General features: G+C 63.6%; 19 protein-coding genes. 9 read left to right on the top strand and 10 right to left on the bottom strand.

Annotated features, from left to right (window positions below; genetic code table 11):
* Nucleotides 1-184 precede the first annotated feature (184 nt).
* The 7 genes from RUGAMON1_RS05085 to RUGAMON1_RS05055 all read left to right on the top strand — a co-directional run bounded on the left by RUGAMON1_RS05085 (nucleotide 185) and on the right by RUGAMON1_RS05055 (nucleotide 11,263).
* Nucleotides 185-2,908, top strand: coding sequence for a TonB-dependent receptor plug domain-containing protein (locus RUGAMON1_RS05085; protein ID WP_445229479.1), 2,724 nt, complete (start codon nucleotides 185-187; stop codon nucleotides 2,906-2,908).
* An 11-nt stretch (nucleotides 2,909-2,919) separates the two neighbouring features.
* The gene (locus tag RUGAMON1_RS05080; RefSeq protein WP_445229478.1) at nucleotides 2,920-4,794 is read left to right on the top strand and encodes a glycoside hydrolase family 28 protein; all 1,875 of its coding nucleotides are present in this window, start codon (nucleotides 2,920-2,922) and stop codon (nucleotides 4,792-4,794) included.
* Nucleotides 4,795-4,845: 51 nt separating this feature from the next.
* Nucleotides 4,846-5,640, top strand: a complete 795-nt coding sequence (locus tag RUGAMON1_RS05075; protein ID WP_445229477.1) for a rhamnogalacturonan acetylesterase — start codon at nucleotides 4,846-4,848, stop codon at nucleotides 5,638-5,640.
* Nucleotides 5,637-8,258, top strand: a complete 2,622-nt coding sequence (locus tag RUGAMON1_RS05070; RefSeq protein ID WP_445229476.1) for a pectinesterase family protein — start codon at nucleotides 5,637-5,639, stop codon at nucleotides 8,256-8,258. The genes RUGAMON1_RS05075 and RUGAMON1_RS05070 overlap by 4 nt, the downstream gene beginning before the upstream one ends.
* Before the next feature lie 9 nt (nucleotides 8,259-8,267).
* On the top strand, nucleotides 8,268-10,112 hold the full coding sequence (locus RUGAMON1_RS05065) for a glycoside hydrolase family 28 protein (protein ID WP_445229475.1): 1,845 nt from the start codon (nucleotides 8,268-8,270) through the stop codon (nucleotides 10,110-10,112).
* Nucleotides 10,113-10,214: 102 nt separating this feature from the next.
* Nucleotides 10,215-10,712 carry a hypothetical protein gene (locus RUGAMON1_RS05060; RefSeq protein ID WP_445229474.1) on the top strand — a complete coding sequence of 166 codons (498 nt, stop codon included), beginning with the start codon at nucleotides 10,215-10,217 and terminating at the stop codon, nucleotides 10,710-10,712.
* A 65-nt stretch (nucleotides 10,713-10,777) separates the two neighbouring features.
* Nucleotides 10,778-11,263, top strand: a complete 486-nt coding sequence (locus tag RUGAMON1_RS05055) for a hypothetical protein (protein WP_445229473.1) — start codon at nucleotides 10,778-10,780, stop codon at nucleotides 11,261-11,263.
* A gap of 1 nt (nucleotide 11,264) precedes the next feature.
* On the opposite strand, the gene RUGAMON1_RS05050 is transcribed toward RUGAMON1_RS05055, so the two are convergent.
* The 10 genes from RUGAMON1_RS05050 to RUGAMON1_RS05005 form a co-directional block, all read right to left on the bottom strand.
* Nucleotides 11,265-12,851, bottom strand: coding sequence for a glycoside hydrolase family 43 protein (locus RUGAMON1_RS05050; RefSeq protein WP_445229472.1), 1,587 nt, complete (start codon nucleotides 12,849-12,851; stop codon nucleotides 11,265-11,267).
* Between the two features lie 11 nt (nucleotides 12,852-12,862).
* Entirely contained in the window at nucleotides 12,863-13,741 is an 879-nt protein-coding gene (locus RUGAMON1_RS05045) for an SMP-30/gluconolactonase/LRE family protein (RefSeq protein ID WP_445229471.1), read from the bottom strand.
* Nucleotides 13,729-15,303 (bottom strand): aldehyde dehydrogenase (NADP(+)), encoded by a 1,575-nt coding sequence (locus tag RUGAMON1_RS05040; RefSeq protein ID WP_445229470.1) that lies wholly within the window; start codon nucleotides 15,301-15,303, stop codon nucleotides 13,729-13,731. Before RUGAMON1_RS05040 ends, RUGAMON1_RS05045 begins: the two co-directional genes overlap by 13 nt.
* 69 nt (nucleotides 15,304-15,372) lie before the next feature.
* The gene (gene kdgD / locus RUGAMON1_RS05035; RefSeq protein WP_117012989.1) at nucleotides 15,373-16,284 is read right to left on the bottom strand and encodes a 5-dehydro-4-deoxyglucarate dehydratase; all 912 of its coding nucleotides are present in this window, start codon (nucleotides 16,282-16,284) and stop codon (nucleotides 15,373-15,375) included.
* A gap of 139 nt (nucleotides 16,285-16,423) precedes the next feature.
* Entirely contained in the window at nucleotides 16,424-17,191 is a 768-nt protein-coding gene (locus RUGAMON1_RS05030; RefSeq protein ID WP_332851296.1) for a FadR/GntR family transcriptional regulator, read from the bottom strand.
* Nucleotides 17,192-17,340: 149 nt separating this feature from the next.
* Nucleotides 17,341-18,159 carry an HDOD domain-containing protein gene (locus tag RUGAMON1_RS05025; RefSeq protein ID WP_445229469.1) on the bottom strand — a complete coding sequence of 273 codons (819 nt, stop codon included), beginning with the start codon at nucleotides 18,157-18,159 and terminating at the stop codon, nucleotides 17,341-17,343.
* Nucleotides 18,160-18,272: 113 nt separating this feature from the next.
* Nucleotides 18,273-18,854, bottom strand: coding sequence for a TerD family protein (locus tag RUGAMON1_RS05020; RefSeq protein ID WP_445229468.1), 582 nt, complete (start codon nucleotides 18,852-18,854; stop codon nucleotides 18,273-18,275).
* 30 nt (nucleotides 18,855-18,884) lie between these two features.
* Nucleotides 18,885-19,583 carry a TIGR00266 family protein gene (locus tag RUGAMON1_RS05015; protein ID WP_445229467.1) on the bottom strand — a complete coding sequence of 233 codons (699 nt, stop codon included), beginning with the start codon at nucleotides 19,581-19,583 and terminating at the stop codon, nucleotides 18,885-18,887.
* A gap of 23 nt (nucleotides 19,584-19,606) precedes the next feature.
* A complete protein-coding gene (locus RUGAMON1_RS05010; RefSeq protein ID WP_445229466.1) occupies nucleotides 19,607-20,182 on the bottom strand; it encodes a TerD family protein in 576 nt (191 codons plus the stop codon).
* Nucleotides 20,183-20,286: 104 nt separating this feature from the next.
* Entirely contained in the window at nucleotides 20,287-21,336 is a 1,050-nt protein-coding gene (locus RUGAMON1_RS05005; protein ID WP_445229465.1) for a DUF475 domain-containing protein, read from the bottom strand.
* Between the two features lie 104 nt (nucleotides 21,337-21,440).
* On the opposite strand from RUGAMON1_RS05005, the gene nhaR reads away from it, so the two are divergent.
* Together nhaR and RUGAMON1_RS04995 are read left to right on the top strand one after the other, a co-directional pair.
* Complete coding sequence (nhaR, locus tag RUGAMON1_RS05000; RefSeq protein ID WP_445229464.1) at nucleotides 21,441-22,352, top strand: transcriptional activator NhaR; 912 nt, start codon at nucleotides 21,441-21,443, stop codon at nucleotides 22,350-22,352.
* Nucleotides 22,353-22,396: 44 nt separating this feature from the next.
* Nucleotides 22,397-23,734, top strand: coding sequence for a hemolysin family protein (locus RUGAMON1_RS04995; RefSeq protein WP_445229463.1), 1,338 nt, complete (start codon nucleotides 22,397-22,399; stop codon nucleotides 23,732-23,734).
* The last annotated feature ends 23 nt before the right edge of the window (nucleotides 23,735-23,757 follow it).

The raw sequence follows: 23,757 nt of genomic DNA, 5'->3' as shown, positions 1-23,757 counted from the left end.
GGACCGGCCTCGATGCCGGTCCGCGAACAAAGCAATAAGTTATCGACCGTCTTGCGACCTCGGCCCGTGTTCACCACGACGGCCCTCGTCTCAACGGCACGGAGTACGCGAGGTGCTCCAATCCCGTCCAGTGCTTTTCCCAGCACGGCGCATAACTTTATTCAAAAAGACGAAGGAGACACGCATGAACAAGTCCGATCACTCGGTCCAGAACCGTTCCGCCCAACCCCGCCTGCTGCTGTCGGCCATCACCGTGGCCGTGCTGACGCTGGCCAACCAGGCGGCCGCGCAACAGAGCGGAGAAGCGGCAATGACCCGCGTCGAGGTGACCGGCTCCAGCATCAAGCGCCTGGCCACCGAGGCGTCGCTGCCGGTCAGCACCGTCAAGGCGGAAGACTTCATCAAGCAAGGCATCACCACGCTGGCCGACGTCATGATGTCGCTGCCGCAGTCCGCATCGCTGGCGCCGTCCAACGCCGGTTCGGGCACCAACATCAACCTGCGCGGCCTGGGCGTGAACCGCACCCTGGTGCTGCTCAACGGCCGCCGCATGGCCAACGAGGCGATCGCCGACGGCTACGCCAACCTGGACGTGATACCGATGAGCGCACTGGCGCGCGTCGAGATCCTGCGCGACGGCGCCTCCTCGATCTACGGCTCCGACGCCATCGGCGGCGTGGTCAACTTCATCACCAAGACCTCGTTCGAAGGCTTGTCGCTGACCGGCCAGGAAGTCCAGCCGGAGAAGAACGGCGGCGGCGACGAACAACGCGCCAGCATCACCTGGGGCAAGGGCAACCTGGAACGCGACGGCTGGAGCATCTACGGCACCATCGACGCCCACCAGCGCACCCGCCTGGCCGCGCGCGACCGCGCCGACCTGAGCTCCGCCGCCCTGTTGACCAGCATCGGCCGCGCGCCGACGCTGGGCAGCGGCGGCAACGCCACGCCGGCCAACTTCACCACCTCCACCAACAAGACCGCGCAGAACCCATACGCCGCAAGCGGCTGCCTGGCGCCCTACTCGATCGTCGGCCAGAAGGGCACCTGCGTCCTCGACGCCAACGAATACGGCACCGCGCTGTACGCCAACCAGCAGGTCACGTTCTACGCCCGCGCCGCCAAAAAGCTGAGCGAAGACCACGTCGTCACCATCGACTACTCGCGCGGCGAGGAATTCATCCTCGGCACCAAGAACCCGACCAACGCGCTGGCCGTCAACGGCGTCAGCGCCACGCTGCCATCGACCAGCAAATGGTATCCAGGTAAAAGCGGCGGCGTGCCAGCGGTGGCGGGCCTGAACAACGCACCGCTGATCCTGACCTGGGCCGTGGCCGACCTGGGCCTGGCCACCACCAAGGATGTGCAGCTGAACCAGCGCCTCTCCGTCATGGATGAAGGCACGCTGGCGGGCTGGGACTACAAGGCCGGCCTGGTGGTCGGTATTTCGCAGCGCGACAACTACTATCAGTCCGGCTACGCCAAAGGCCAGGGCCTGCTCGATGGCCTCAAGAGCGGCGCGCTCAATCCATTCGGCCTGCAGGACTCCGCCGGCCAGGCCTACCTCGACACCGTCAAGGTCGACGGCGCCAAGAACCGCACCTCCAAGTCGACCTTCACCGGCATCGACCTGACCGCCAGCCGCGCGCTGATGGAACTGCCGGGCGGCTCGATGGCGCTGGCGCTGGGCGCGGACTTCCATCGCGACACCACCGAAGACACCAAGCTGCCGATCAGCGCCGAAGTCACCTACGCCAGTGCCTCGCCATCGCACGGCGAAGGCGCGCGCAATGTCGCAGCGCTGTTCGCAGAGTTGAATGTGCCGCTCACCCAAAAGCTGGAACTGAACGCCGCCGTGCGCGACGACCATTTCAGCGATTTCGGCAACACCATCAATCCGAAGATCAGCTTCCGCTACGAGGCGACCAAGCAGCTGATGTTCCGCGGCTCGGCCAACACCGGCTTCCGCGCACCGACGCTGTTCGACCGCTACGGCTACCGCCTGCCCGGCGCCACCGGCCTGACCTCGGCCAAGTGGGACGACCCGGTTCTCTGCCCAGGCGGCACGCCTGGCGTGGCCGGCACCGGCAAGCCGCTGGCTGGCTACGTCGCCTCGGCAGTCTGCAACACCACGCTGCCCAAGCAGACTGGCTCCAATGCCGATCTGGTGCCGGAGAAGTCGAAGGGCTTCACGCTGGGTACCGTGTTCGAGCCGACCAAGTCGTCGATGGTATCGATCGACTACTGGAACATCAAGATGACCAATATGCTGGCGAACTTGCCGGAGCAGGTCTACTTCCTCGATCCGGTCAAGTACGCATCGTTCTTCGTGCGTAACGCCGACGGCACCATCAACTACATCAAGAACACCACGATGAACCTGGGCGGCCAGAAGGCCGCAGGTATCGACGTATCGGGTTCGTATGCCTTCCCGCACACCTCCTACGGCGACTTCAAGGTCTCGCTCGACGGCACCTACCTGACCCAGTTCGACAACCAGCTCGATAGCGGCAGCCCTTACGTGTCGAACATCGGCCAGTTCGGCCTGGCCAGCAACGGCACCACCAGCAGCCTGCCTATCATCACCTTCCGCTGGAAGCACACGCTGAAGCTGAACTGGGCCGCCGGCAACTGGAACACCCAGCTGACCCAGAACTACAACTCCAAATACACCGACCAGAACCTGGTGGCGCAGCAGTACTGGCGTAACATCAACTCGTACAAGGTGTGGAACTGGACCACGACCTACAACGGCTTCAAGAACATCCAGGTTACCGCCGGCATCAACAACCTGTTCAACGTGAATCCGCCTGTCACCAACAGCAGCCTGTATAGCTTCGGTTATCTGAGCAGCGCCGCCAGCCCGATCGGTCGCGCCTACAACGTCCGCGCCACCTACACCTTCTGATGAGAACACAGATGCATAAAGACGAACAGAAAGGCGGTGGCCTCGGCCGCCGCCGCTTCCTGCAAGCCTTGTCGGCGGCCGGCCTGGCAGGTGGCGCCGGCCCGGCGGCGCTGGCCGCCAGCGCCAAGGCGGCCGATCCGTGGAAGGAGGCGCAAGCCATCATCGACCGCTTCAAGAAACCGCTGAAATTCCGCGACGAAGACTTCGTGGTGACGGCCTTCGGCGCCGCCACCTGCGAGACCAAACCGGTAACGGCATGGACTTCGTTCACCGAGTCGGACACGCTGCAAACCCCGGTGGCCGGCTCGCACGACTGCTACCCGGCGATCGCAGCGGCCATCGCGGCCTGCCACAAGGCCGGCGGCGGCCGCGTGGTGATCCCGGCCGGGAACTGGCTGTGCGCCGGCCCTATCGTGCTGCTGTCGAACGTGAACGTGCACCTGAAGGCCGGCGCCCACGTCTACTTCAGCAACAACCCGGCCGACTACGCCAAGTACGGCGCCTACGATTGCGGCAAGAACGGCAAGCTGTCGATCACGCGCTGGGAAGGCAACGACCTTCTGAACTACTCGTCGATGGTGTACGCGCACGGCCAGGACAACATCGCCCTGACCGGCGAGGACTGGACCAGCATCCTGGATGGCCAGGCCGGCGTCGCCTTCGACGGCGATCCGGATTGCTGGTGGTCGTGGAAGGGCCGCGAGAAACCGAATTGGGCCGGCGACATCGCCGCCGGCGCAGGCAACTACGTCAAGCACACCAAGGGCAAGACCGAAGTGCACGTCAACCCGGCCAACCCGACGTCCCTGCGCGAGATCGCCCCCCACCTGAGCGAAGCGGAAGCCCTGTTCATCCAGGGTCCGAACGACAAGTGGCGCACCGACTCCTACTACCTGCGTTCGCTGGCGGAAGCCCGCGTCCCGGTGGCCAAGCGCGTGTTCGGCATCGGCCACTACCTGCGGCCGCACATGGTGCAGTTCATCAGCTGCACCAACGTGCTGTTCGAAGGCTACCAGACCACCAACACGCCGTTCTGGCAGCACAATCCGGTCAACTGCCACGATATGCATGTGAAGAAGGTCTACGCCAACAGCATGGGCCCGAACAGCGACGGCTTCGATCCTGAATCGTGCACCAATGTGCTGATCGAAGACTGCCACTTCAACACCGGCGACGACTGCATCGCCATCGATTCGGGCAAGGGTCCGGATATCCAGTTCGGCCCCGCCAAGAACATCGTGATCCAGAACTGCAAGATGCAGAGCGGTCATGGCGCGCTCACGCTGGGCAGCATCATGTCCGGCGGGATCGAGAACATCTACGCGCAGAACCTGGTGTTCGAGAACAGCAACTGGAAAAGCGACCCGCTGAACATCGCGATCCGCCTCAAGACCAATATGAGCCGCGGCGGCTACCTGCGCAATATGCATGTGCGTAACGTGCATATCCCGAATGGCATCCGCACCACGCCGGCGTTCTATTCGACGTTGCCAGGTTCGCTGATCCCGACCAAATCGGTGGCCACGTCGGCCGGTGGCATCATCACCATCGACTGCGGCTACGATCCGGTCAACGACAACGTGCGTATCCGTCCGCCGAGCGTCAGCCATGTGCGGATCTCGAACGTCACCTGCGCCAACGTCGAAACCAAGGCAGGCAGCTACTCCTGCTACCAGGCCATCGTGATCCTGGGGCCGGTGGCGTCGGACTACAACGGTCCGGGCAAGCCGGTGGTGCTGCCGGTGTCCGACATCGAAGTCAGCGACTGCGATCTGGGCACGCCGGTCAATGCCGACAAGCCCATGTACCTTTACAACGTCAAGGGACTAAAACTGAAGAACGTCAAGATCGGCGGCAAGGCCGTCAATCAAAGCTTCTCCGCCTGAGTCCAGGCGCCGGACCGCGATGCGGCCGGCGCCTTTTTTTCGGATATCCCCATGAATTTCCTGAGTCTCTCCTTTGGCGCCGCCCTGATGCTGGCGAGCGCCGTGCCGCACGCCGCCGAACCAGCCACAAAACCAATCCGCGTCATCCTGGTCGGCGATTCGACGATGGCCAACAGCAGCGGCTACGGCGACGCGTTCTGCGCCCGCATCAACCGCGCCAACACCTGCCTCAATCTGGCCAAGGGCGGCCGCAGCTCCGGCAGCTTCCGCGCAGAAGGCCGCTGGGACGAAGTGGAAGGCTTGCTGCGCGGCGCCGCAGCCTACCGCGCCACCTATGTGCTGATCCAGTTCGGCCATAACGACCAGCCGGGCAAGCCTGGCCGCTCGACCGACCTGAAAACCGAATTCCCCGTCAACATGACGCGCTACGTGCAGGAGGTGAAGGCGCTGGGTGGCATTCCGGTGCTGGTCACGCCGCTGACGCGCCGCAGCTTCACCAACAAGGTCCTGGAAAACAATCTGCTGCCGTGGGCCGACGTGATCCGCGCCACCGCCGCCGCGCAGCACGTCGCGCTGCTGGACCTGAACGCCGACAGCTACGCAGCAGTACAGGCGATGGGCGAAGACGAAGCCGATACGCTGGCCGTGGCGCCCCGTCCCGAAAAAATCACCGAGGGCGCGCTGGCGGCCGGCATGGTGGAAGTGGCAGGCGCCGCCAAATCCGCCTTCGACCGCACCCACGTCGGCGCCAAGGGCGCGGCCTACTTCTCGCGCATGGTGATGGAAGAGATGAAACGGGCCTTGCCGGAGACGGCCGGCCAGTTCAAGCCTGAGAGCGAGCAATGACGAAACAGCTGTCCACTGCGGGCATCGCCTTTCTGCTGGCCGCTTCCGGCGTCAGCACCGCCCATGCGCAGGACATGCGCAAGGTCGCCGAGCCCGTCGCGCCGACACCCTGCGCAGTGCTGACGGCCACCGGAGACGCGCCCGGCAAGGACGACACCGACCGCATCCAGCACGCCATCGACCAATGCGCTCCAGGCGAGGCAGTGCGGTTGTCCGCTCAAAACGAGAAGCACAGCTTCGTCTCCGGCCCGCTCACGCTGCGCAGCGGCGTCAGCCTGCTGATCGATGCCGCGACCACGCTGTACGCCAGCACCAACCCCAAACTGTTCGATCGCGGCGCCGGCGCCTGCGGCACTGTCGACAAGCTAGGTAAAGGCTGCAAGCCCTTCATCACGGCTGACAAGACCAAGGGCAGCGGCATCTACGGGGAAGGCAGCATCGACGGCCAGGGCGGCCACGTGGTCGATGGCACCGGCGAATCCTGGTGGCAGCTGGCCCGCCGCGCACAGAAGGAAGACGCACGCCAGAACGTGCCGCGCCTGATCGAAGTCACCGCCTCACAGGACTTCACGCTGCACAAAGTCACGCTGCGCAATTCGCCCAACTTCCACGTTACGCTGAACAACGTGGACGGCTTCACCGCATGGGGCATGCGCATCGACACGCCTGCCACCGCGCGCAACACCGACGGCATCGATCCCATCTCGTCGCGCAATATCACCATCGCCTACAGCCATATCCGCACCGGCGACGACAACGTCGCCATCAAGGCCGGCAACAACGGACCGACGGAGAACATCTCCATCCTGCACAACCACTTCTACAGCGGTCACGGCATGTCCATCGGCAGCGAGACCAATGGCGGCGTGCGGCGCGTGCTGGTCGATGACCTGAGCATGGACGGTACCACCTCCGGCCTGCGCATCAAGAGCGACATCTCGCGCGGCGGCACAGTGGATCAGGTCAGCTACCGGAACGTCTGCCTGCGGGACGTCAAAACGCCGATAGACATCAGCACCCACTACAACCCGCGTGCGGAAGGCGCGCAGATACCGGTCTACACCAACATCGCCCTCGACGGCGTGCATGGCGTCACGCCGGGGCGCGTCATCATGCAAGGCTACGATGAGCGGCACCCGCTGCAAGCCACGCTGCGCGACGTGAGCATCGCCGGCAAGGCGGACCGGAAGATTGAATTCGCCAGTATCACCGGCGAGTTCGGCGACACGCCTGCAACCGCATGCGCAGATCGATTCAACGCCTTCCCCGCCATCACAGCGGCATCCACGCGACCGCAACTCAGCGTCGAACAATCCAGGCAATACGCTTACACCGAGGTGCTGAAATACGTCGGAACCGCCGGCAGCGAAACCATCGATCCGTGGGAGCCGCTGTCCGATCCACTGGCCAAAGGCGCGGCCTTCACACCCGACTACATCGTCGATAAATCCGCGAAGGCCGATGGGGTGAAGCTGTTCAACACCGTGCAGGAGGCCGTCAGCCGCGCGGTCGCCGACAGCAAGGCCCATCCTGCCAAACGCCTCTATCTGCTGCTCAAACCGGGCATCTATCAGGAGCTGGTCTACATCCCCGCTTCCGCCGCGCCGATCACCATGTACGGCGAAGGCAAGGATGCAAGCACCACCAAAATTACCGCTCGGCTGGACGCCGCCAACACCGGCGCCGACTACGCCAAGCAATACAACGCGCAATTCGCCAAAGCCGCTCCGGCGGTGCAGGCGATGTACGCGACCATCAAGGACCGCGCCCAGATCGGCACCTTCGGCACCGCCACCGTCTGGGTGCAGGACAACGGTTTCCAGGCCCGCAACCTGACGTTCGAAAACGCCTACAACAAAGACACCGGCAACGCCCGCGCCGAGGCGCTCCCCAACGTCAACAACATCCACCATCAGGCACTGGCGCTGCAAGTGGATGGCGCCGACAAGGCGCAGTTCGAAAACATCCGCCTGATCGGCTTCCAGGACACGCTGTACCTGAAGGCCCCGCAGGTAGCCAACACCTCGCGCAGCTTCTTCAACAAATCCTACATCGAAGGCGACGTCGATTTCATCTTCGGCGACAGCACCGCCTACTTCCACCAGACCGAGATCAAATCGTTGGGAGACCGAGGCCTGTCCTACGCCGCCGCGCCGGATACCCACGTCAAGACCAGGTACGGCTTCGTCTTCGACAACTGCCGCTTCACCCACGACGCATCGTCCAACGCCAACGCGTTCTACCTGCTGCGCCAATGGTTCCACAACTCGCGCTGCACGCCGTACGACAAAGTCGCCGTCGACGGCTACGCCTGCACCTTCGGCCCTGTCAACGGCTATCAGGCGCCAAAAGGCACCATCGCCCGGAACTCGCTGGAAGCGGTTGGCAAAATGGTCGTCATGAATTCGCGCATCGGCCCGCACATCAACCGCGCATCGCCATGGTCGGACTGGAACAAGAAAGGCACGCTGGCCTACCGCCCGGCCCAATACAACTCCGACGACCATTGGAACAACCTGATTAAAGCCGGCATCGATCCCGTCAAGGATCTCGGCTACACCGCAAAACCATCGCCGGCGGAAGTCTTCCTCGGTGAGTTCAACAACTCGGATGAATAGGATCACCGCATGACTATCAACACCCAGCGCCGCAGCCTGATGAAAGCCCTGCCGGCCGCCGCCGGCCTGTCGCTCGGCATGCCGGCGCGCGCCGCCACCGCGCCCGATCCGTGGCTGCAGGCACAGGCCATCATCGACCGCGTCTCCCGGCCGCTCACCTTCCGCAAGCAGGACTTCGTCATCACCGCCTACGGCGCGCAGACCTGCAAGATGGTCAAGGTCAAAGCCTGGATCTCGTTCGAGGAACAGGACATCGTCGATACCCCGGCCGCCGGATCGAGCGACTGCTACGCCGCCATCAAGGCCGCCATCAAAGCCTGCCACGAAGCGGGCGGCGGCCGCGTGCTGGTCCCCGCCGGGAACTGGTACTGCGCCGGCCCGATCGTGCTGCTGTCGAACGTGAACCTCCACCTGAGCGCCGGCGCGCAGATCTACTTCAGCAACAACCCGGCCGACTACGCCAAGTACGGCGACATCGATTGCGGCAAGCAGGGCAAGCTGTCGATCTCGCGCTGGCAGAGCAACGACTGCCTGAACTTCTCGTCGATGATCTACGCCTATGGCCAGGACAACATCGCCCTGACCGGCGCCGACTGGACCAGCACCCTGAACGGCCAGGGCGGCGTGCCGTTCAACGAACAGGGCGACTGCTGGTGGACCTGGAAAGGCAAACTCAAGACGCTGAACGCGGTGGCGCAAGGCTCGACGCCCAATTTCACCAAAGGGAAGATGTCGGAGAACACCGAGAACCCGTTGAACGCGGAGTCGCTGTCCACCATCGCGCCGCAACTGACCGAAGCGGAGCGCCAGCTGATACAAGGCGAAGGCGCCCGCTGGCGCGCCGACGCGCAATACCTGCCGGCGCTGTCGGAAGCGGGCGTGCCGCTGTCGCGGCGCGTGTTCGGCCTGGGCCACTTCCTGCGGCCGCCGATGATACAGCTGATCGGTTGCACCAACGTGCTGCTGGAGGGCTACCACGTCACGCACACGCCGTTCTGGCAACACCACCCTGTCCACTGCCGCAACATCGTCATCCGCAAGGTCCACTGCGAAAGCCTGGGTCCCAACAGCGACGGCTTCGATCCGGAAGCCTGCGACCATGTGCTGATCGACGGCTGCACCTTCGACACCGGCGACGACTGCATCGCCATCAAGGCCGGCAAGGATCTCGATACGCAGTATGGCCCGTCGCAGAACATCGTGATCCAGAACTGCACCATGCAGAGCGGCCACGGCGCCGTCACGCTGGGCAGCGAGATGGCGGGCGGCATCCAGAACGTCTTCGCGCAGAAGCTGGTTTTCCAGAACATCAACTGGGCCACCAATCCGCTCAACACGGCGATCCGCCTGAAGACCAACCTCAATCGCGGCGGCTACCTGCGCAACTTCCATGTGCGCGACATCTCGATACCGAACGGCGTACAGACTAGCCCTTCGTTCTACGCATCGCTGCCGGGATCGCCGATTCAATCGAAGACCGTGGCCACGGCGGCCGGCGCCATCGTCACCTTCGATTGCGACTACACACCGCTCAGCGACAACGTCCGCACGCGGCCGCCGGTGGTCAGCAACGTCCACATCTCCAACGTCAAGGTCGGCAACGTGAAGACCAAGGACGGCAAAGTGGTGTCGTGCTACCAGGCCATCGTGATCCTCGGCCCGGTGGCGTCGGACTACAACGGCCCGCTGCCGATGCCGGCCGTCGTTCCCGTCACCGACGTCACCATCACCGACTGCGACTTCGGCCTGCCCGCCAACATGGCGCAACCCTGGTACCTGTACAACGTGCAGGGCCTGACGCTGAAGAACGTCACCATCGGCGGCAAGGTCCACAACAAGACGCTGTCCGCCTGAAATTCAATCGCGTCATTACCAATTCGTAATCATTGTTTTATTGACCACGAACAGGGCAAAAAATAGAATGGGTTCATTGCAGTGAACCCAACGAGGAAGCCCATGTGCACATTGACGCAGCAACTTCATCGCGCAAGACTGGCAGCAGGCTTGCTGCTGGTCTTGTCGTCCGCCGGCCATGCATACGGTAGCGAGGCCATCGTTAAAAAACTGCCGCCAGGATGGACGCCGCTCGCCGCCTCCGCCAGTGTGCCGGACGCCAGCCTCTCGCTGTCGGGGAAATTCCAGCGGCAAGGGAACGTCGACACCGCGCTTGTGGTGCAAAACGGCCAGGACGGCAGCTACGGATTGGCCGTGGTGCCGAGCGCAGTGACTGACGGCACGGCCAGCATCATCAAGACCTTCAAGGACATCAAGGCCAATCCACCGCACCTGTCGCTGGTCCAGCCAGGCAGCTACCAGCCTGCATGCCACACCGGGAACAGCTGCGCGCCGCTCAGCATCGCCAACGAGTCGATCGGATTGTGCTTCGGCGAAGCCAGCTGCGAGATCATCTATTTTGCCGATGGCGCCTATCACGAGATTTACCTGACGGACTAGGCTGGCCCATCATCGGCGACATGGATTCGCATATACTGATGTGACTTACACGTCCGGAGTCCGCCATGCGTCCACTGTTCATGCTGCTGTTGTTGTCTTCCGCCGCCGCGCAGGCGGCACCTGCTGAAGCGCTCAAACCGATGGCCTTCCTGGCCGGGCATTGCTGGAAGGGCGACTTCCCGGAAGGTAAGCAGAGCGACGAGCATTGCTTCCAGTGGCAATACGACGGCAATGTGCTGCGCGACGTGCACACGGTGCGCACGCCGGGCAAGCCGGACTATGTCGGCGAGACGATCTACTACTACGATTCGGCGGCCAGGCAGGTGGCTTTCCTGTACGTGGAAAACGGCGGCGGCTACAGCCGCGGCACGATGACGCCAACCGCCACCGGCCTGGAATTCCCAGCCACGCAATACGTCGCCGACGGCCAGTCCCTCACCTACCGCGTCCGCTGGACGCCCTCCGGCGCCGACGCCTACGAGGCCTTCAGCGAAATGAACATCAAGGATAAATGGGTCACGCAGTTCAAGCTGGTGTTGAAGAAGCAGTAAACTACGGCGTGACGTGGAAATAGTCAATGTCGGCGTGGCCGCCATTGGTGGCGAACAGACCCATTTGCGCGCCTACCCAACGGCCCATGCGGGCGGTGAAAGGCTTGCCGATGACGGTGTAGTTGCTCTCGTCGCGGCTGTATGAGAAGGTCGTTACGCCGCCTGGCCGTATCTGCATGCGCAGCCAGACTTGCTGGCCGGTCAGCTCGGTTCCGGCCTCCTCCTGTTCGCTGCACGCGGCCTCGGTTTTGTAGCAGCTGACCAGCGCCAGCGTGGTCTTGCCGCCTTCCCGGCGTGCGCCCAGCCAGGCATAATCGGCGCCGTACATGATCAGGCCTGCCTTGCCGCCCTCGCCCAACGCACTCGCATCCATCCGCGTCGTAACGGTGAACGATTCGGCGGGCAGCTTTTGCAGCAGCAGCGACGGCGTGTCCCACAGATTGCGCCCTGCCGGTTGGCCGTACAGTCGCAGATAACCCGCGCGCGCAGACAGCGAATACCACGCCGGCTTCCAGTTCGCATTCCACTGCCATTGAAGGCCGAGCGACGCGCCATCGAATTCGTCGCCGGTGGCCGGCGCCGTGGCGGCGCGCCCCGCCACCGGCTTGCGATATTGCAGGACCGGCTGCCCAATGTCTTTGCCATCCACGTCCTCACCGATCACCGGCCAGCCATCGCGCCACCGCATCGGCTGCAAATGCACCACGCGGCCGTAGGCGCGTTTGTCCTGGAAGTGAAGGAACCAATCCTCCCCCGCCTGCGTGCGCACCCAAGCGCCTTGATGCGGACCGTTGACCGGCGTGCGTCCCTGCGTCATCACGATCCTGTCCTCGTAAGGCCCATCGATGCTGCGCGAACGGAACACCGATTGCCAGCCGAATTCCACACCGCCCGCCGGCGCGAAGACGTAGTAGTAGCCGTCATGCCGGTACAGCTTGGGCCCTTCCAGCGTGGTGTAGTTGGGCAGCCGGTTGCCGTCGATGACGGTCTTGCCCGCGTCGTCCAGCATACGGCTGGCGTCCGGCGCCATGCGGCGCAAGGTCAGCTGGTTGGAGATGCCGGCGCGGCTCTTGGCCCACGCGTGCAGCAGGTAGGCCTGGCCATCGTCGTCCCACAACGGCGCGGGGTCGATGATGCCCTTGCCGGCCAGCAGAAGGCGCGGCGCACTCCAAGGTCCGGCGAACGCCGCCGCCGTCATGACGTAGACACCGAAATCGGGATCGGGATAGAAGATCCAGAACTTGCCGTCGTGGTAGCGCAGGCACGGCGCCCACACACCCTTGCCATGCTGCGGCGATGTGAAGATATCCAACGGCACCTGCTGCGGCAAGGCGTGGCCGACCAGCGTCCAGTTCACCATGTCCGGCGACTGCAGCAGCGGCAGGCCGGGCGCGTTGTTGAAGCTGGAGGAAGTCAGGTAGTACATGTCGCCGACACGGATCGCGTCGGGATCGGAATAGTCGGCGTGCAGCACCGGGTTTTGATACTGGCCGTTGCCCAGGTCGGGCATCCACGGCGGCGCCACCGGTGCGGCGCCACATGCGGCCAGCAAGGCCGCAAACAACAAGGGCAGAAGCCTGTTCAGCATCTGCCCCGTCATTACAGTCCGAATGGCGTTTCCGCCACGCCTTGCACGCCAGGCCACAGCAGCAGCACTGCGCCGCCCCACTCCGCGTCCTCCGGCTTGCCGGAGACGATGGAGGTCACCATCAGCGTATCCAGATCCTTGCCGCCGAACGCGCACATGGAAGGCTTCAACATCGGCACGTCGATGCGGCGATCGAGCTTGCCGTCCGGCGTGAAGCGCAGCACGCAACCGCCGTCGTTACCGCAGATCCAGTAGCAGCCGTCGCTGTCGATGGCGGCGCCGTCGGGACGGCCCACATAGGTCGACATGTCCGCGAACACACGGCGGCCGGATGGTACGCCGTCGTCGATGTCGTAATCAAACGCCCACACCATGCGCCGCGCCGGATGCGAATCCGACAGGTACATGGTGCGGCCGTCCGGCGAGAACGCCAGGCCGTTCTGCGTGATCAGCTCCGACACGATCGGCGCCGAAATGCCGCGCGCCGCATCATAGCGATACAGCTCACCGACCGCGCGCGCGGCCGACATGTCCATGAACATGGTGCCGCTCCAGAAGCGCCCCTGACGGTCGCAGCGGCCGTCGTTGAAGCGCATACCCTCGCCCAGCCCGGCGGCGGGCGCCGCCAGCCTGGCCTGGACTGCGGCTTCCGCCTCGCCCAGCTCCAGGCTGAAGATGCCCGTCTCCATGCCGGCGATCAGGCCACCGCCCGCCTTGGCCGCCACACAGGCAGCCATTTCGGTGGTGGTCCAGAAGCGCGCCGCGCCGCTGGCGCCGTCCAGGCGCCAGACACGCTTGGCGGGAATATCGACCCAGTACCAGGCCGATTCCGCCGCGCTCCACGTTGGGCTTTCGCCCACCGTGCAGCGTATGTCGCTTACCCGTTCCATGCCAGGTCGCCGTTGACGACGCGCGGGATGTTTTGCGGATTGGCGTCGGCCAGCGACTCGGGCAGCAGGTACGAAGGCACATCCTGGTAGCACACCGGACGCAGGAAGCGGTCGATGGCCGAAGCGCCGACCGAGGTCGTGCGGCTGTCCGAGGTCGACGGGAACGGGCCGCCGTGCACCATCGCGTGCGACACTTCCACGCCGGTGCCGAAGCCGTTGAACAGGATGCGGCCCACTTTGCGTTCCAGCGTAGGCATCAGGCGCGCGGCCAGTTCGCGGTCGTCGGCGGTGGCGTGGACGGCTGCGGTCAGCTGGCCTTCCACGTGTTCGGCGACGGCCAGCATCTGCGCCTCATCGTCGCAGACCACCAGCAGCGAAGTCGGTCCGAAGATCTCGCCTTCCAGCGCGGTGTTGGTCAGGAAGGACTTGGCGTCCACCTGGTACAGGAAGGCTTGCGCCGCGCACGGTGCGTCCGTGCCCTGGCCGGCGGCGACCTGCTGCACGCCGTCGATGGCGGCCAGGCCGTTGACGCCGGTGACGTAGGCCTTGTGGATGCCAGGGGTCAGCATGGTGGTCGCGTTTTTCGCGCCCAAGGTGCCCGACACGGCGGCGACGAAGGCTTGCAGCTTGTCGCTCTTCAGGCCGACCAGCATGCCCGGGTTGGTGCAGAACTGGCCCGAACCCAGCGTCAGCGAATCGGCGAAGGCTTGCGGCAGCTTGGCGTTGTCCAAGGCGCCCGGCAGCAGGAACACCGGATTGATCGAGCTCATTTCAGCGTAGACCGGGATCGGCTCCTTGCGCGCGGCGGCGGTGCGCATCAGCGCCAGGCCGCCCGAGCGCGAACCGGTGAAGCCCACGGCCTTGATCGCCGGATGGCTGACCAGTTCCTGGCCGATGGTCTGGCCGGAGCCGATCAGCATCGAGAACACGCCTTCCGGCATGCCGCATTCCGCGGCGGCCTTGGCCACAGCCTTGCCGACCAGTTCAGAAGTACCCAGGTGGGCCGAGTGGGCCTTGACCACGACCGGGCAGCCGGCCGCCAGTGCCGACGCGGTATCGCCGCCGGCCACCGAGAACGCCAGCGGGAAGTTCGATGCGCCGAACACGGCGACCGGGCCCAGGCCGATCTTGCGCAGGCGCAGATCGCTGCGCGGCGGCGTGCGTTCCGGCAGCGCGCTGTCCAGCGTGGCCGACTGGAAGCGGCCGTCGCGCACGACTTTCGCGAACAAACGCAGCTGGTTGCAGGTACGGCCACGCTCACCTTCCAGGCGGGCTTGCGGCAGGCCGCTTTCCTGCATCGCGCGTTCGATCAGCGCGGGGCCGATGTCCATGATGCGGTCGGCGATGGTTTCCAGGAACTTGGCGCGCGCTTCCAGGCCGGTGGCGCGGTAGGTGTCGAAAGCCTGGTCGGCCAGTTCGCAGGCGCGTTGCAGGTCGGCGGCGCCGGCCAGGCCGAAGGCCGGTTCGATTTCCACGTTACGCGATGGATCGATCGCCTTCATCGTGCCTTCTTTACCCAGGACCGCGCTGCGGCCGATAACCATTTCACCAGCAACTTGCATAATGACTCCTCAATGTGTGAAAAGCGCGGACCAGCCGCGCTTGTTTTATATTTTTCGCCGCCGCAGGGATTACTGAGCGCCTTGCTTGCGTATCAGTTTATCCAGCATGTCGCATTCTTCCGCAGTCAGATCGGTCAGTGGCGCGCGCACCGGGCCTGCATCGTGGCCCACCAGGCGTGCACCCGCTTTAACGATACTTACTGCGTAGCCGGCCTTGCGGTTACGTATCTCCAGGTATGGCAGGAAGAACTCGTCCAGCATGCGGTTTTGTTCGGCGTGATTGTCCGACGCGACGGCATGGTAGAAGTCCATCGCCAATTTCGGCATGAAGTTGAATACCGCCGACGAGTATACCGGAGTACCCAAAGCCTTGTACGCGGCGGCGTAAACTTCGGCGGTCGGCAGGCCGCCCAGGTAGCTGAAGCGGTCGCCCATCTTGCGCCAGATCGACACCATCAGCTCGATATCGCCGACGCCGTCCTTGAAGCCGATCAGGTTAGGGCAACGATCGGCCAGCTTGGCCAGCGAGTCCGGCGTCAGGCGGCAGTTGGCGCGGTTGTAGACCACCACGCCCAGGTTGGTCGCCTTGCAGACTTCGGCCACGTGTTCGATCAGGCCGTCCTGGCTCGCTTCGGTCAGGTAGTGCGGCAGCAGCAGCAGGCCTTGCGCGCCAACGCGCTCGGCTTCCTTGGCGTAGGCCGCGGCCACGCGGGTCGGGCCGCCGACGCCGGCCAGGATAGGCACTTGGCCGGCGCAGGTGTCGACGGCGGTCTTGATGATGTCGGTGTATTCGTTGGCGGTCAGCGAGAAGAACTCGCCCGTGCCGCCGGCGGCGAACAGCGCGCTGGCGCCGTAGGGAGCCAGCCACTCCAGGCGCTCGATATAGGTCGACTTGCGGAAGTTGCCTTCAGCGTCGAAGTCGGTGACCGGGAACGACAGCAGGCCGGAGGAAAGAATTTTTTTAAGGTCATTCGGTTGCATAAGGTCTCCAATAATCGACAGCTCAGGACGGGGAATTCGACAGCTTTGTGCCATCTGTTGTATGACATCGTACAACCATCTTCGTTCGTGAGCAAGCGATTTAGCAAAATCCGCCAAATCGCCCTGCTATCGTTGCTTTTTATGCAGTCTGGCCGGCGGCGATGCCTTCTTGCGCGCGGCGCAGGCGCTCGCGGCTGTTGCTCAGGTGGGTGCGCATGGCGGCGCGGGCCGCCTCGGCGTCCTTGCGCAGGATGGCGTTGTAGATGTCGTCGTGCTCGCGGTTGAGGCGTTCCAGGTAGACGGCCGGGTCGTCGTGCGCCAGCTGCGCCGAATTGACGCGCGCGCGCGGGATGATGGCGTTGCCCAGGTCGCTGAGAATGTCGACGAAATAGCGGTTGCCGGTCGCTTGCGCGATCAGCAGGTGGAAGGCCACGTCCGATTCGACCGAACCTGGACGGCCCTGCGAATGCTGGATGCGCTTGAGCACCGCGCCCATCTCCTGCACCTGTTCTTCGGTGCGGCGGGTGGCGGCCAGCCAGGCCGCCTCGGTTTCCAGGCTGATGCGCAGCTCCAGGATGGCCAGCACATCGCCGATGGTGCGGATGGTGTCGGCCGAGATGCGCAGGTTGGCCGGCTGCGGCTCCAGCACGAAGGTGCCGATGCCGTGGCGGGTCTGCACCAGCCCCGCCGCCTGCAGGTGCGAAATCGCCTCGCGCACCACGGTGCGGCTGACGCCGTGCATCTCCATGATGACCGACTCGGTCGGCAGCTTTTCGCCCGGCTTCAGGGTGCCGGCCTGGATGCTGTTGGTGAACGCCTCGACCACGCCCTGGGCGAGGTTGCGATGCTTCTTCTTCGGCACGAGGACGGTAGGAGCGGACATGGGAGCGGCGGCGGTCTGGTTCATGGTCTTTTTACTGTTGTATGACGACTGTTAGCATACACGCTTCTGGCGTGTCGCACGATCCGCATATTGCCAGACTTTGGGCAACAATTGTGCCTTAGACACTATTTTCGGCACGATTAGTGCATATGGACTAGTGCGTTTAACAACACTCAGGCCAACAACGCGGCGCTCATGGAGGCGGCTTCGTCGGCCGATTCGAACAGGATTTGCTCCAGCGCGGCGTTGTCGTCGAAGAAACCGACCAGGCTGGCGTGTTCGCGTTCCGGCGCCAGCGGCGAGCGCACCGGGGCCAGGTGCTTGGCGATCAGCAGGGTGTCGCGCAGACCCAGCGGCGGCGGCGTCAGCGTGGCGCCGCGCAGTGAAACGATGGCCTGGCTGACCGGCTCCGGGATCGCCATCTTCTTCATGATTTCGCGGGTGATGATTTCCTGCGCCGCGCCCATCCAGTCTTCGGGGGCGTCGAGCAGGCCGGGAATGTCGTCGGCGCGCGACAACAGGTAAAAGCCCCCCGCCTCGTGCACGATGCCGGCGAACAGCGCGGTATCGGCGTCGGTACGGGTCAGCTTGCGGGCGATCACGTGGGACAGCGCGGCCACGTGGGCCGTGTGGCGCCACAGCTGTTCGGCCTGGGCGCGCAAGGCGGCGTCGCGGATGCGGCTGCCGAACTGGCGCACCACCATCGCGGCGGCCATCGTGTACAGGTTGCGGAAGCCGACGCGCTGCACCGCCGAGCGCACGCCGGTGATCGGCGTACCGCCACGGTTGAACACCACCGCATTGGCCAGCGCCACGGTGCGTGCGGCCAGCAGCGGCTCGCTCAGCACCTTGCGGATCACATCCTCGGTATCGCAATCGGGATCGGCCAACGCCAGTTGCAGCCGCAAAGCGGCATTGACGCTGGTTGGAAAAACCAGCTCACCCTTGGAGGCTTGGGCAACAATCTCGGCATAATCTTTTAGTTTTTCCATGGCAATATTATACCGTGGAAAATTGGGGTCAAGTCTGACATTCGGACACAAGCTCCGCCGTAGTGGTCGCTAGGGCGGAGCTCGTGTCCGAATGTCAGATCTGACCCCGGGGGTTACAGGTGGGTGGCGATCTGCGGCAGCAGCTCGTCGAAGGTGCGGCCCTTGCCGTTTTCGCCGATGGCGTGCATCTTCCATTCACCGTTGTGGCGATACAACTTGGCCATGATCTGCGCCGAGTGCGGGCCCTGCACGGACAGGTTGAAACGCGCCACTTCCTTGCCGCTGCTGGCGTCCAGCAGGCGGCAGTAGCCGTTTTCCACTTGCTCGAACGTCTGGCCGGTGAAGCTGTTCACCGTGAACACCAGGCTCTTGACCGTGGACGGCACGGCGTTCAGGTCGACGTTGATCTGCTCATCGTCGCCATCGCCGGCGCCGGTGCGGTTGTCGCCGGTGTGCTGGATGCTGCCATCCCTGCTCTTCAACTGGCGGAACCAGATCACGTCGACCGGCGCGCCGGACTCGTTGAACATCACGCACGAGGCGTCCAGGTCGACCGCCTCGGTCTTCGAGCCGAAACCCAGGAAACCCTTGGTCTTGATCGCGTCCCAACCCAGGCCCATGGTCACGCGGCCCAATGCGCCGCCCGATTCCTTGGCCAGAGAGATCTTCTGGCCCTTGCTTAAACTGACAGTCATGTTTGACTCCTTTGAATTACATTTCGACGATTACGTTGCAACGCCGCGCTGCGCCCAGGCCTGGAATGCCGCGCCGTTGCGCGAGCAGATCAGGATTTTTCCGTGGCCGGAAAAGCGCAGCACCATGCCTTCGCCACTGGTCTGGCTGTTGACCAGATTGCTCAGAAAGCCGCTGTTGCCGCCGGTGGTGACCGAGATTTCATAGCGCAGCGCGCTATCCCATGCCACCACATGCGAGTTATCGATAATCACATCGCGCCCCGGCGTGACGTCCAGCTGCGACATCGAGCCGAAGCCCGATACCGCAACCTGGCCGACGCCCGCGGTCTCGGTGATGAAAAAGCCGCCGCTCTGCGCGAACAGCGCATTGCCCAGGCTTTGGGTACGCACCTTCAGCTCGACGCCGGAGGTGGCGGCGACGAAGGCGCCGTCGCTCAGCATGTACTGCTGCTGGCCGACGTCGAGCACCTGCATCGCTCCGGGCAGGCGCGGCGCCAGCAAACAATCGCCCTCGCCGCGCACTGCCTCGATGTGCTGCTGGAAGAAGGACTCGCCGTTGGCGAAGCGGCGCATGATGGCCGCGCCGATGCCGCCGGTGACCTTGCCCTTCAAATCGAGCGCCGCCTCCATCATCACCATCGCATCCGACTCGCAGTAGATTTTTTCACCGTGAGCCAGCGAGACGTGCAGGAAGGGATCGATGTCGCCGGTGATCGAAAATTTAGGCATGTCTGAGTCCTTTCTATTTCAAGTTAAACGCGTACGCCGAACGACGTGGCCAGCGGACCGAGGCCGCCCTTGAAGCCCTGGCCTACGGCCTTGAACTTCCAATCGCCGCCGTTGCGATACACCTCGCCGAACACCATCGCCGATTCGGTCGAACCGTCTTCGGACAAGTCGTAGCGGGCGATCTCGCCGTTGCCGGCGCCGTTGACGCAGCGGATAAAGGCCTTCTGCACCATGCCGAAGTTCTGGCGGCGCTCTTCGCCCTCATGGATGGTGGCGCAGATGGCGATGCGCTCCACATCGGCCGGCACCTTGGTCAGGTCGATGGTGACGGTTTCGTCGTCGCCATCGCCGGCGCCGGTGCGGTTGTCGCCCGAGTGGCTCACCGATTGGTCCGACGATTTCAGGTTGTTGTAGAAGATGAAGTCGTTGTCGGCGCGGACCTTGCCGTCCACCTTCAACAGGAAGGCCGAACCGTCCAGGTCGAAGTCCTTGCCGTCGGTGCTGCGTACATCCCAACCCAGGCCGACCACGATTTTCGACAGGCCTGGTGCTTCTTTGCTCAGATTGACGTTGCCGCCTTTTTGCAGACTGATTGCCATGATGTGATGCTCCTAAAAAGAGAACCGGACTTTATTGCTTACTTCCGTACTACAGGCGGCGGACCGTGTCCGTAATTAACGGTCCGCCGAATTCTTGAATACTTTTATGCTGCGATGGCGATGGCGGCTTCCTGCTTGCGGCGATGACGCACCGAAGACCACAGCGAGGCGCCGATGAAGGCCACACCAATCAGACCGGTGAACAGTTCCGGAATGTGGAACTTCATACTCGCCAACATGATCGCGGCCAGGATACCGATCGCATAGTGCGCACCGTGCTCCAGGAAGACAAATTCGTCGAGCGTGCCCTTCTTCACCAGGTACACCGTCAGCGAGCGGACGAACATCGCACCAATCGCCAGGCCCAGCATGATGATCACGACGTCGGTGGTGATGGCGAACGCGCCGATCACGCCGTCGAAGCTGAACGAAGCATCGAGCACTTCCAGGTACAGGAAACCACCGATACCGCCCTTCTTGACCAGGTCACCGACATTGCTGCCTTCTTCTTCCTTCTCCAGCAGGTTGCTGACCGCGTCGACGCCGACGTAGATCAGGATGCCCCACAGGCCAGACACCAGCACCACCAGCTTTTGCGCTTCGCCTACCAGGCCCATAGAGCCCAGTAGGACGGCCAGCGCAATCATTACCGAGATCGAGGAGACCTTGCCCAGCGAGCCGAGTTTCTTCTCGACGTTGCCCAGCCAGTGGACTTCTTTCTCGTCATCGAACAGGAAGTTCAGGAACACCAGCAGCAGGAACATGCCGCCGAATGCCGCCACTTCCGCGTGGTGATTCGTCAGGTGCATCGAATACGTCTTAGGATCGTTCAGCGCCAGGGTCCACACATCCATGATGCCGATGTCCGCCGCCACCGCCACGATCACCAGCGGGAACAGCAAGCGCATGCCGAACACCGCGATGATGATGCCGACGCCCAGGAACAGCTTCTGCCAGTAGTCGTCCCAGGTCTTGAGCACGGAGGCGTTGACCACCGCGTTATCGAACGACAGCGACACTTCCATCGCCGCCAGGATCGCGGCGATACCCACGGCGGACAAGGCGCCGCTCCACCCGGACAATTCGTAGCCCCACCAGCCCGCTGCAGCAAGGCAGAGGAACGTGACGAGGAATGACACTTTGAAGTGTTTCATTCTTTTCTCTCATGGTTATAAATCGATGGGATGCAGTGTAGAGAACAATGGGGTTTTTAAAAATAGAAGATAATTGAAGTATTACTTCGTAAAAATAGAAGATCATGAAAACTAGCGGACTCAATTTCCGGCATCTTTACTTCTTCTGGATGGTGGCCAAGGAAGGCGGCGTGACGCGCGCGGCCGAGCGCCTGGGGCTGGCCGTACAGACCATCAGCATGCAACTCGCGTCGCTGGAACAATCGATAGGCAAGCAGCTGCTGGAGCCGCAGGGCCGCAGGCTGGTGCCGACCGAGGCGGGCAAGCTGGCGCTCACTTACTGCGAACAGATCTTCCTGCTCGGCGACCAGTTGCAGGATGCGCTGGACGAGACGGAAGCGAGCAAGATGCGGCTGACGGTCGGCATCTCCGATTCGCTGCCCAAGCTGATCGCCTACCGCCTGCTGCAAGCGACGCAGCAGCTGGAGCAGCAGGTGCGGCTGGTGTGCATGGAGAACGAATTCGAATCGCTGCTGGCCGACCTGGCGCTGGGCAAACTGGACGTGGTGCTGACCGACCGCACCGTGCGCGCCGGCGGCAGCCTGAAGGTGTTCAGTCACTTGCTGGGCGAAAGCGACATGAAGCTGTACGGCGTGCACAAGCTGGCGCGCAAATACCGGCGCAACTTCCCGCACAGCCTGCACGGCGCGCCGCTGCTGCTACCGACCCGCAACAACGCGCTGCGCGGCCGCATCGACGCCTGGCTGGTGCAGCACAAGGTGCGGCCGGACATCGTCGGCGAGTTCGAGGACAACGCCATGCTGAACACTTTCGGCCGCAACGGCCTGGGCCTGTTCTTCGCGCCGTCGGCGCTGGCGCAGGACATCGAAGAGCAGTTCGGCGCCGTGCTGGTGGGCGACGCGCCCGAGCTGCGCGAACAGTTCTACGCCATCTCCAACGCCCGCAAAATCACCCATCCGGCGATCGAAGCCATCCTGTCGGCCGTCCATAGCGGGCCCTTCGCCATCGCCGAATAGGCTAAGATGCATGTTTTGACTACCTGAGCCACCGCTCGGACCCTATGCAAAACCTTATGCTTGTCGTGCTCGCCGTGTTCCTGGTCGCGCTCAATGGATTCTTCGTGGCGGCCGAATTCGGCATCGTCACGCTGCGCAAGACGCGCGTGCGCGCCATCGCCAAGACGCAGGGACTCAAGGGCCGCATCCTCGGCAAGGTCCACGGCCAGCTGGACGCCTACCTGTCCGCCTGCCAGTTGGGCATCACGCTGGCCTCGCTGGGCCTGGGCTGGGTCGGCGAACCGGCCTTCGCCAGCCTGCTGGAGCCGCTGTTGCGCGTGGTCGGCGTCAGCTCGCCGGAGATCGTCCACGGCATCGCCTTCGTGTTCGCCTTCTGCGTGATCTCCTTCCTGCATATCGTGGTCGGCGAACTGGCGCCGAAGTCGCTGGCGATCCGCATGCCGGAAGTGATCGGCCTGTGGAGCGCGCTGCCGCTGTACGGCTTCTACTGGGCCATGTATCCGTTTATCTGGGTGCTCAACGCCAGCGCCAACATGGTGCTGAGCCTGGTGGGCCTGGCCGGCAAGGGCAGCCACGACAGCCACTATTCGATCGACGAACTCAAGCTGATCCTGCGCACCAGCCAGCCTGGCGAAAAATTCAACGAAGACGAACGCAACATCCTGGCCCATACCCTCGATTTCAGCGACCTGGCCGTGTCCGACCTGATGCGTCCGATTAACGAGGTGATCGGCCTGTACGCCAACCGTCCGCTGAACGACAACCTGCAAACCATGTTGCGCAACCGCTTCAGCCGCTACCCCTACTACGACAAGGACGGCGAGACCGTGCTGGGCGTGGTGCACCTGAAAGACCTGTTCTTCGCCCAGCAGTCCGGCAAGCCGGTGACCGACCTGGTGCCTTTCCTGCGCCCGGTGGAGACGATTTCCGCCCGCACCCCGGCGCTGGAGCAGTTCCGCCGTTTCCGCGACGGCGCGCCCCACTTCGCGCTGATCGGCGAAAAAGGCAAGCGTCCGCTGGGCTTCATCACGCTCGACAACCTGCTGGGCGCGATGGTGGGCGAAATCCATGACGAATTCCGCCTCAACGAGAACGATTGGCTCAAGCAGCCGGACGGCACACTGGTGGGCAAGGCCAGCTTGCCTATCTTCTCGCTGGAGCGCACACTGGGCATAGACATCGAAAACGAGGAACTGGGCCTGGAAGAGGTAGAATCGGTAGGCGGCCTGATCATGCTGAAACTGGGCGATATCCCGAAACAGGGCCAACGCATCAGTTTCCGCGGTTTCGACATCGTCGCCAAGAAAATGAACGGTCCGCGCATCCTGCTGGTCAAGGTCATTCCCAAGGATGACACCGAGGATAACGCCGACCTGGACTAACCCGATGGGAGGAGACGTGCTCA

Origin of the sequence: Duganella rhizosphaerae, assembly GCF_040364205.1 — a bacterium.
Classification (GTDB): domain Bacteria; phylum Pseudomonadota; class Gammaproteobacteria; order Burkholderiales; family Burkholderiaceae_D; genus Rugamonas; species Rugamonas rhizosphaerae.
This window is presented reverse-complemented; position numbering and strand designations above follow the sequence as displayed.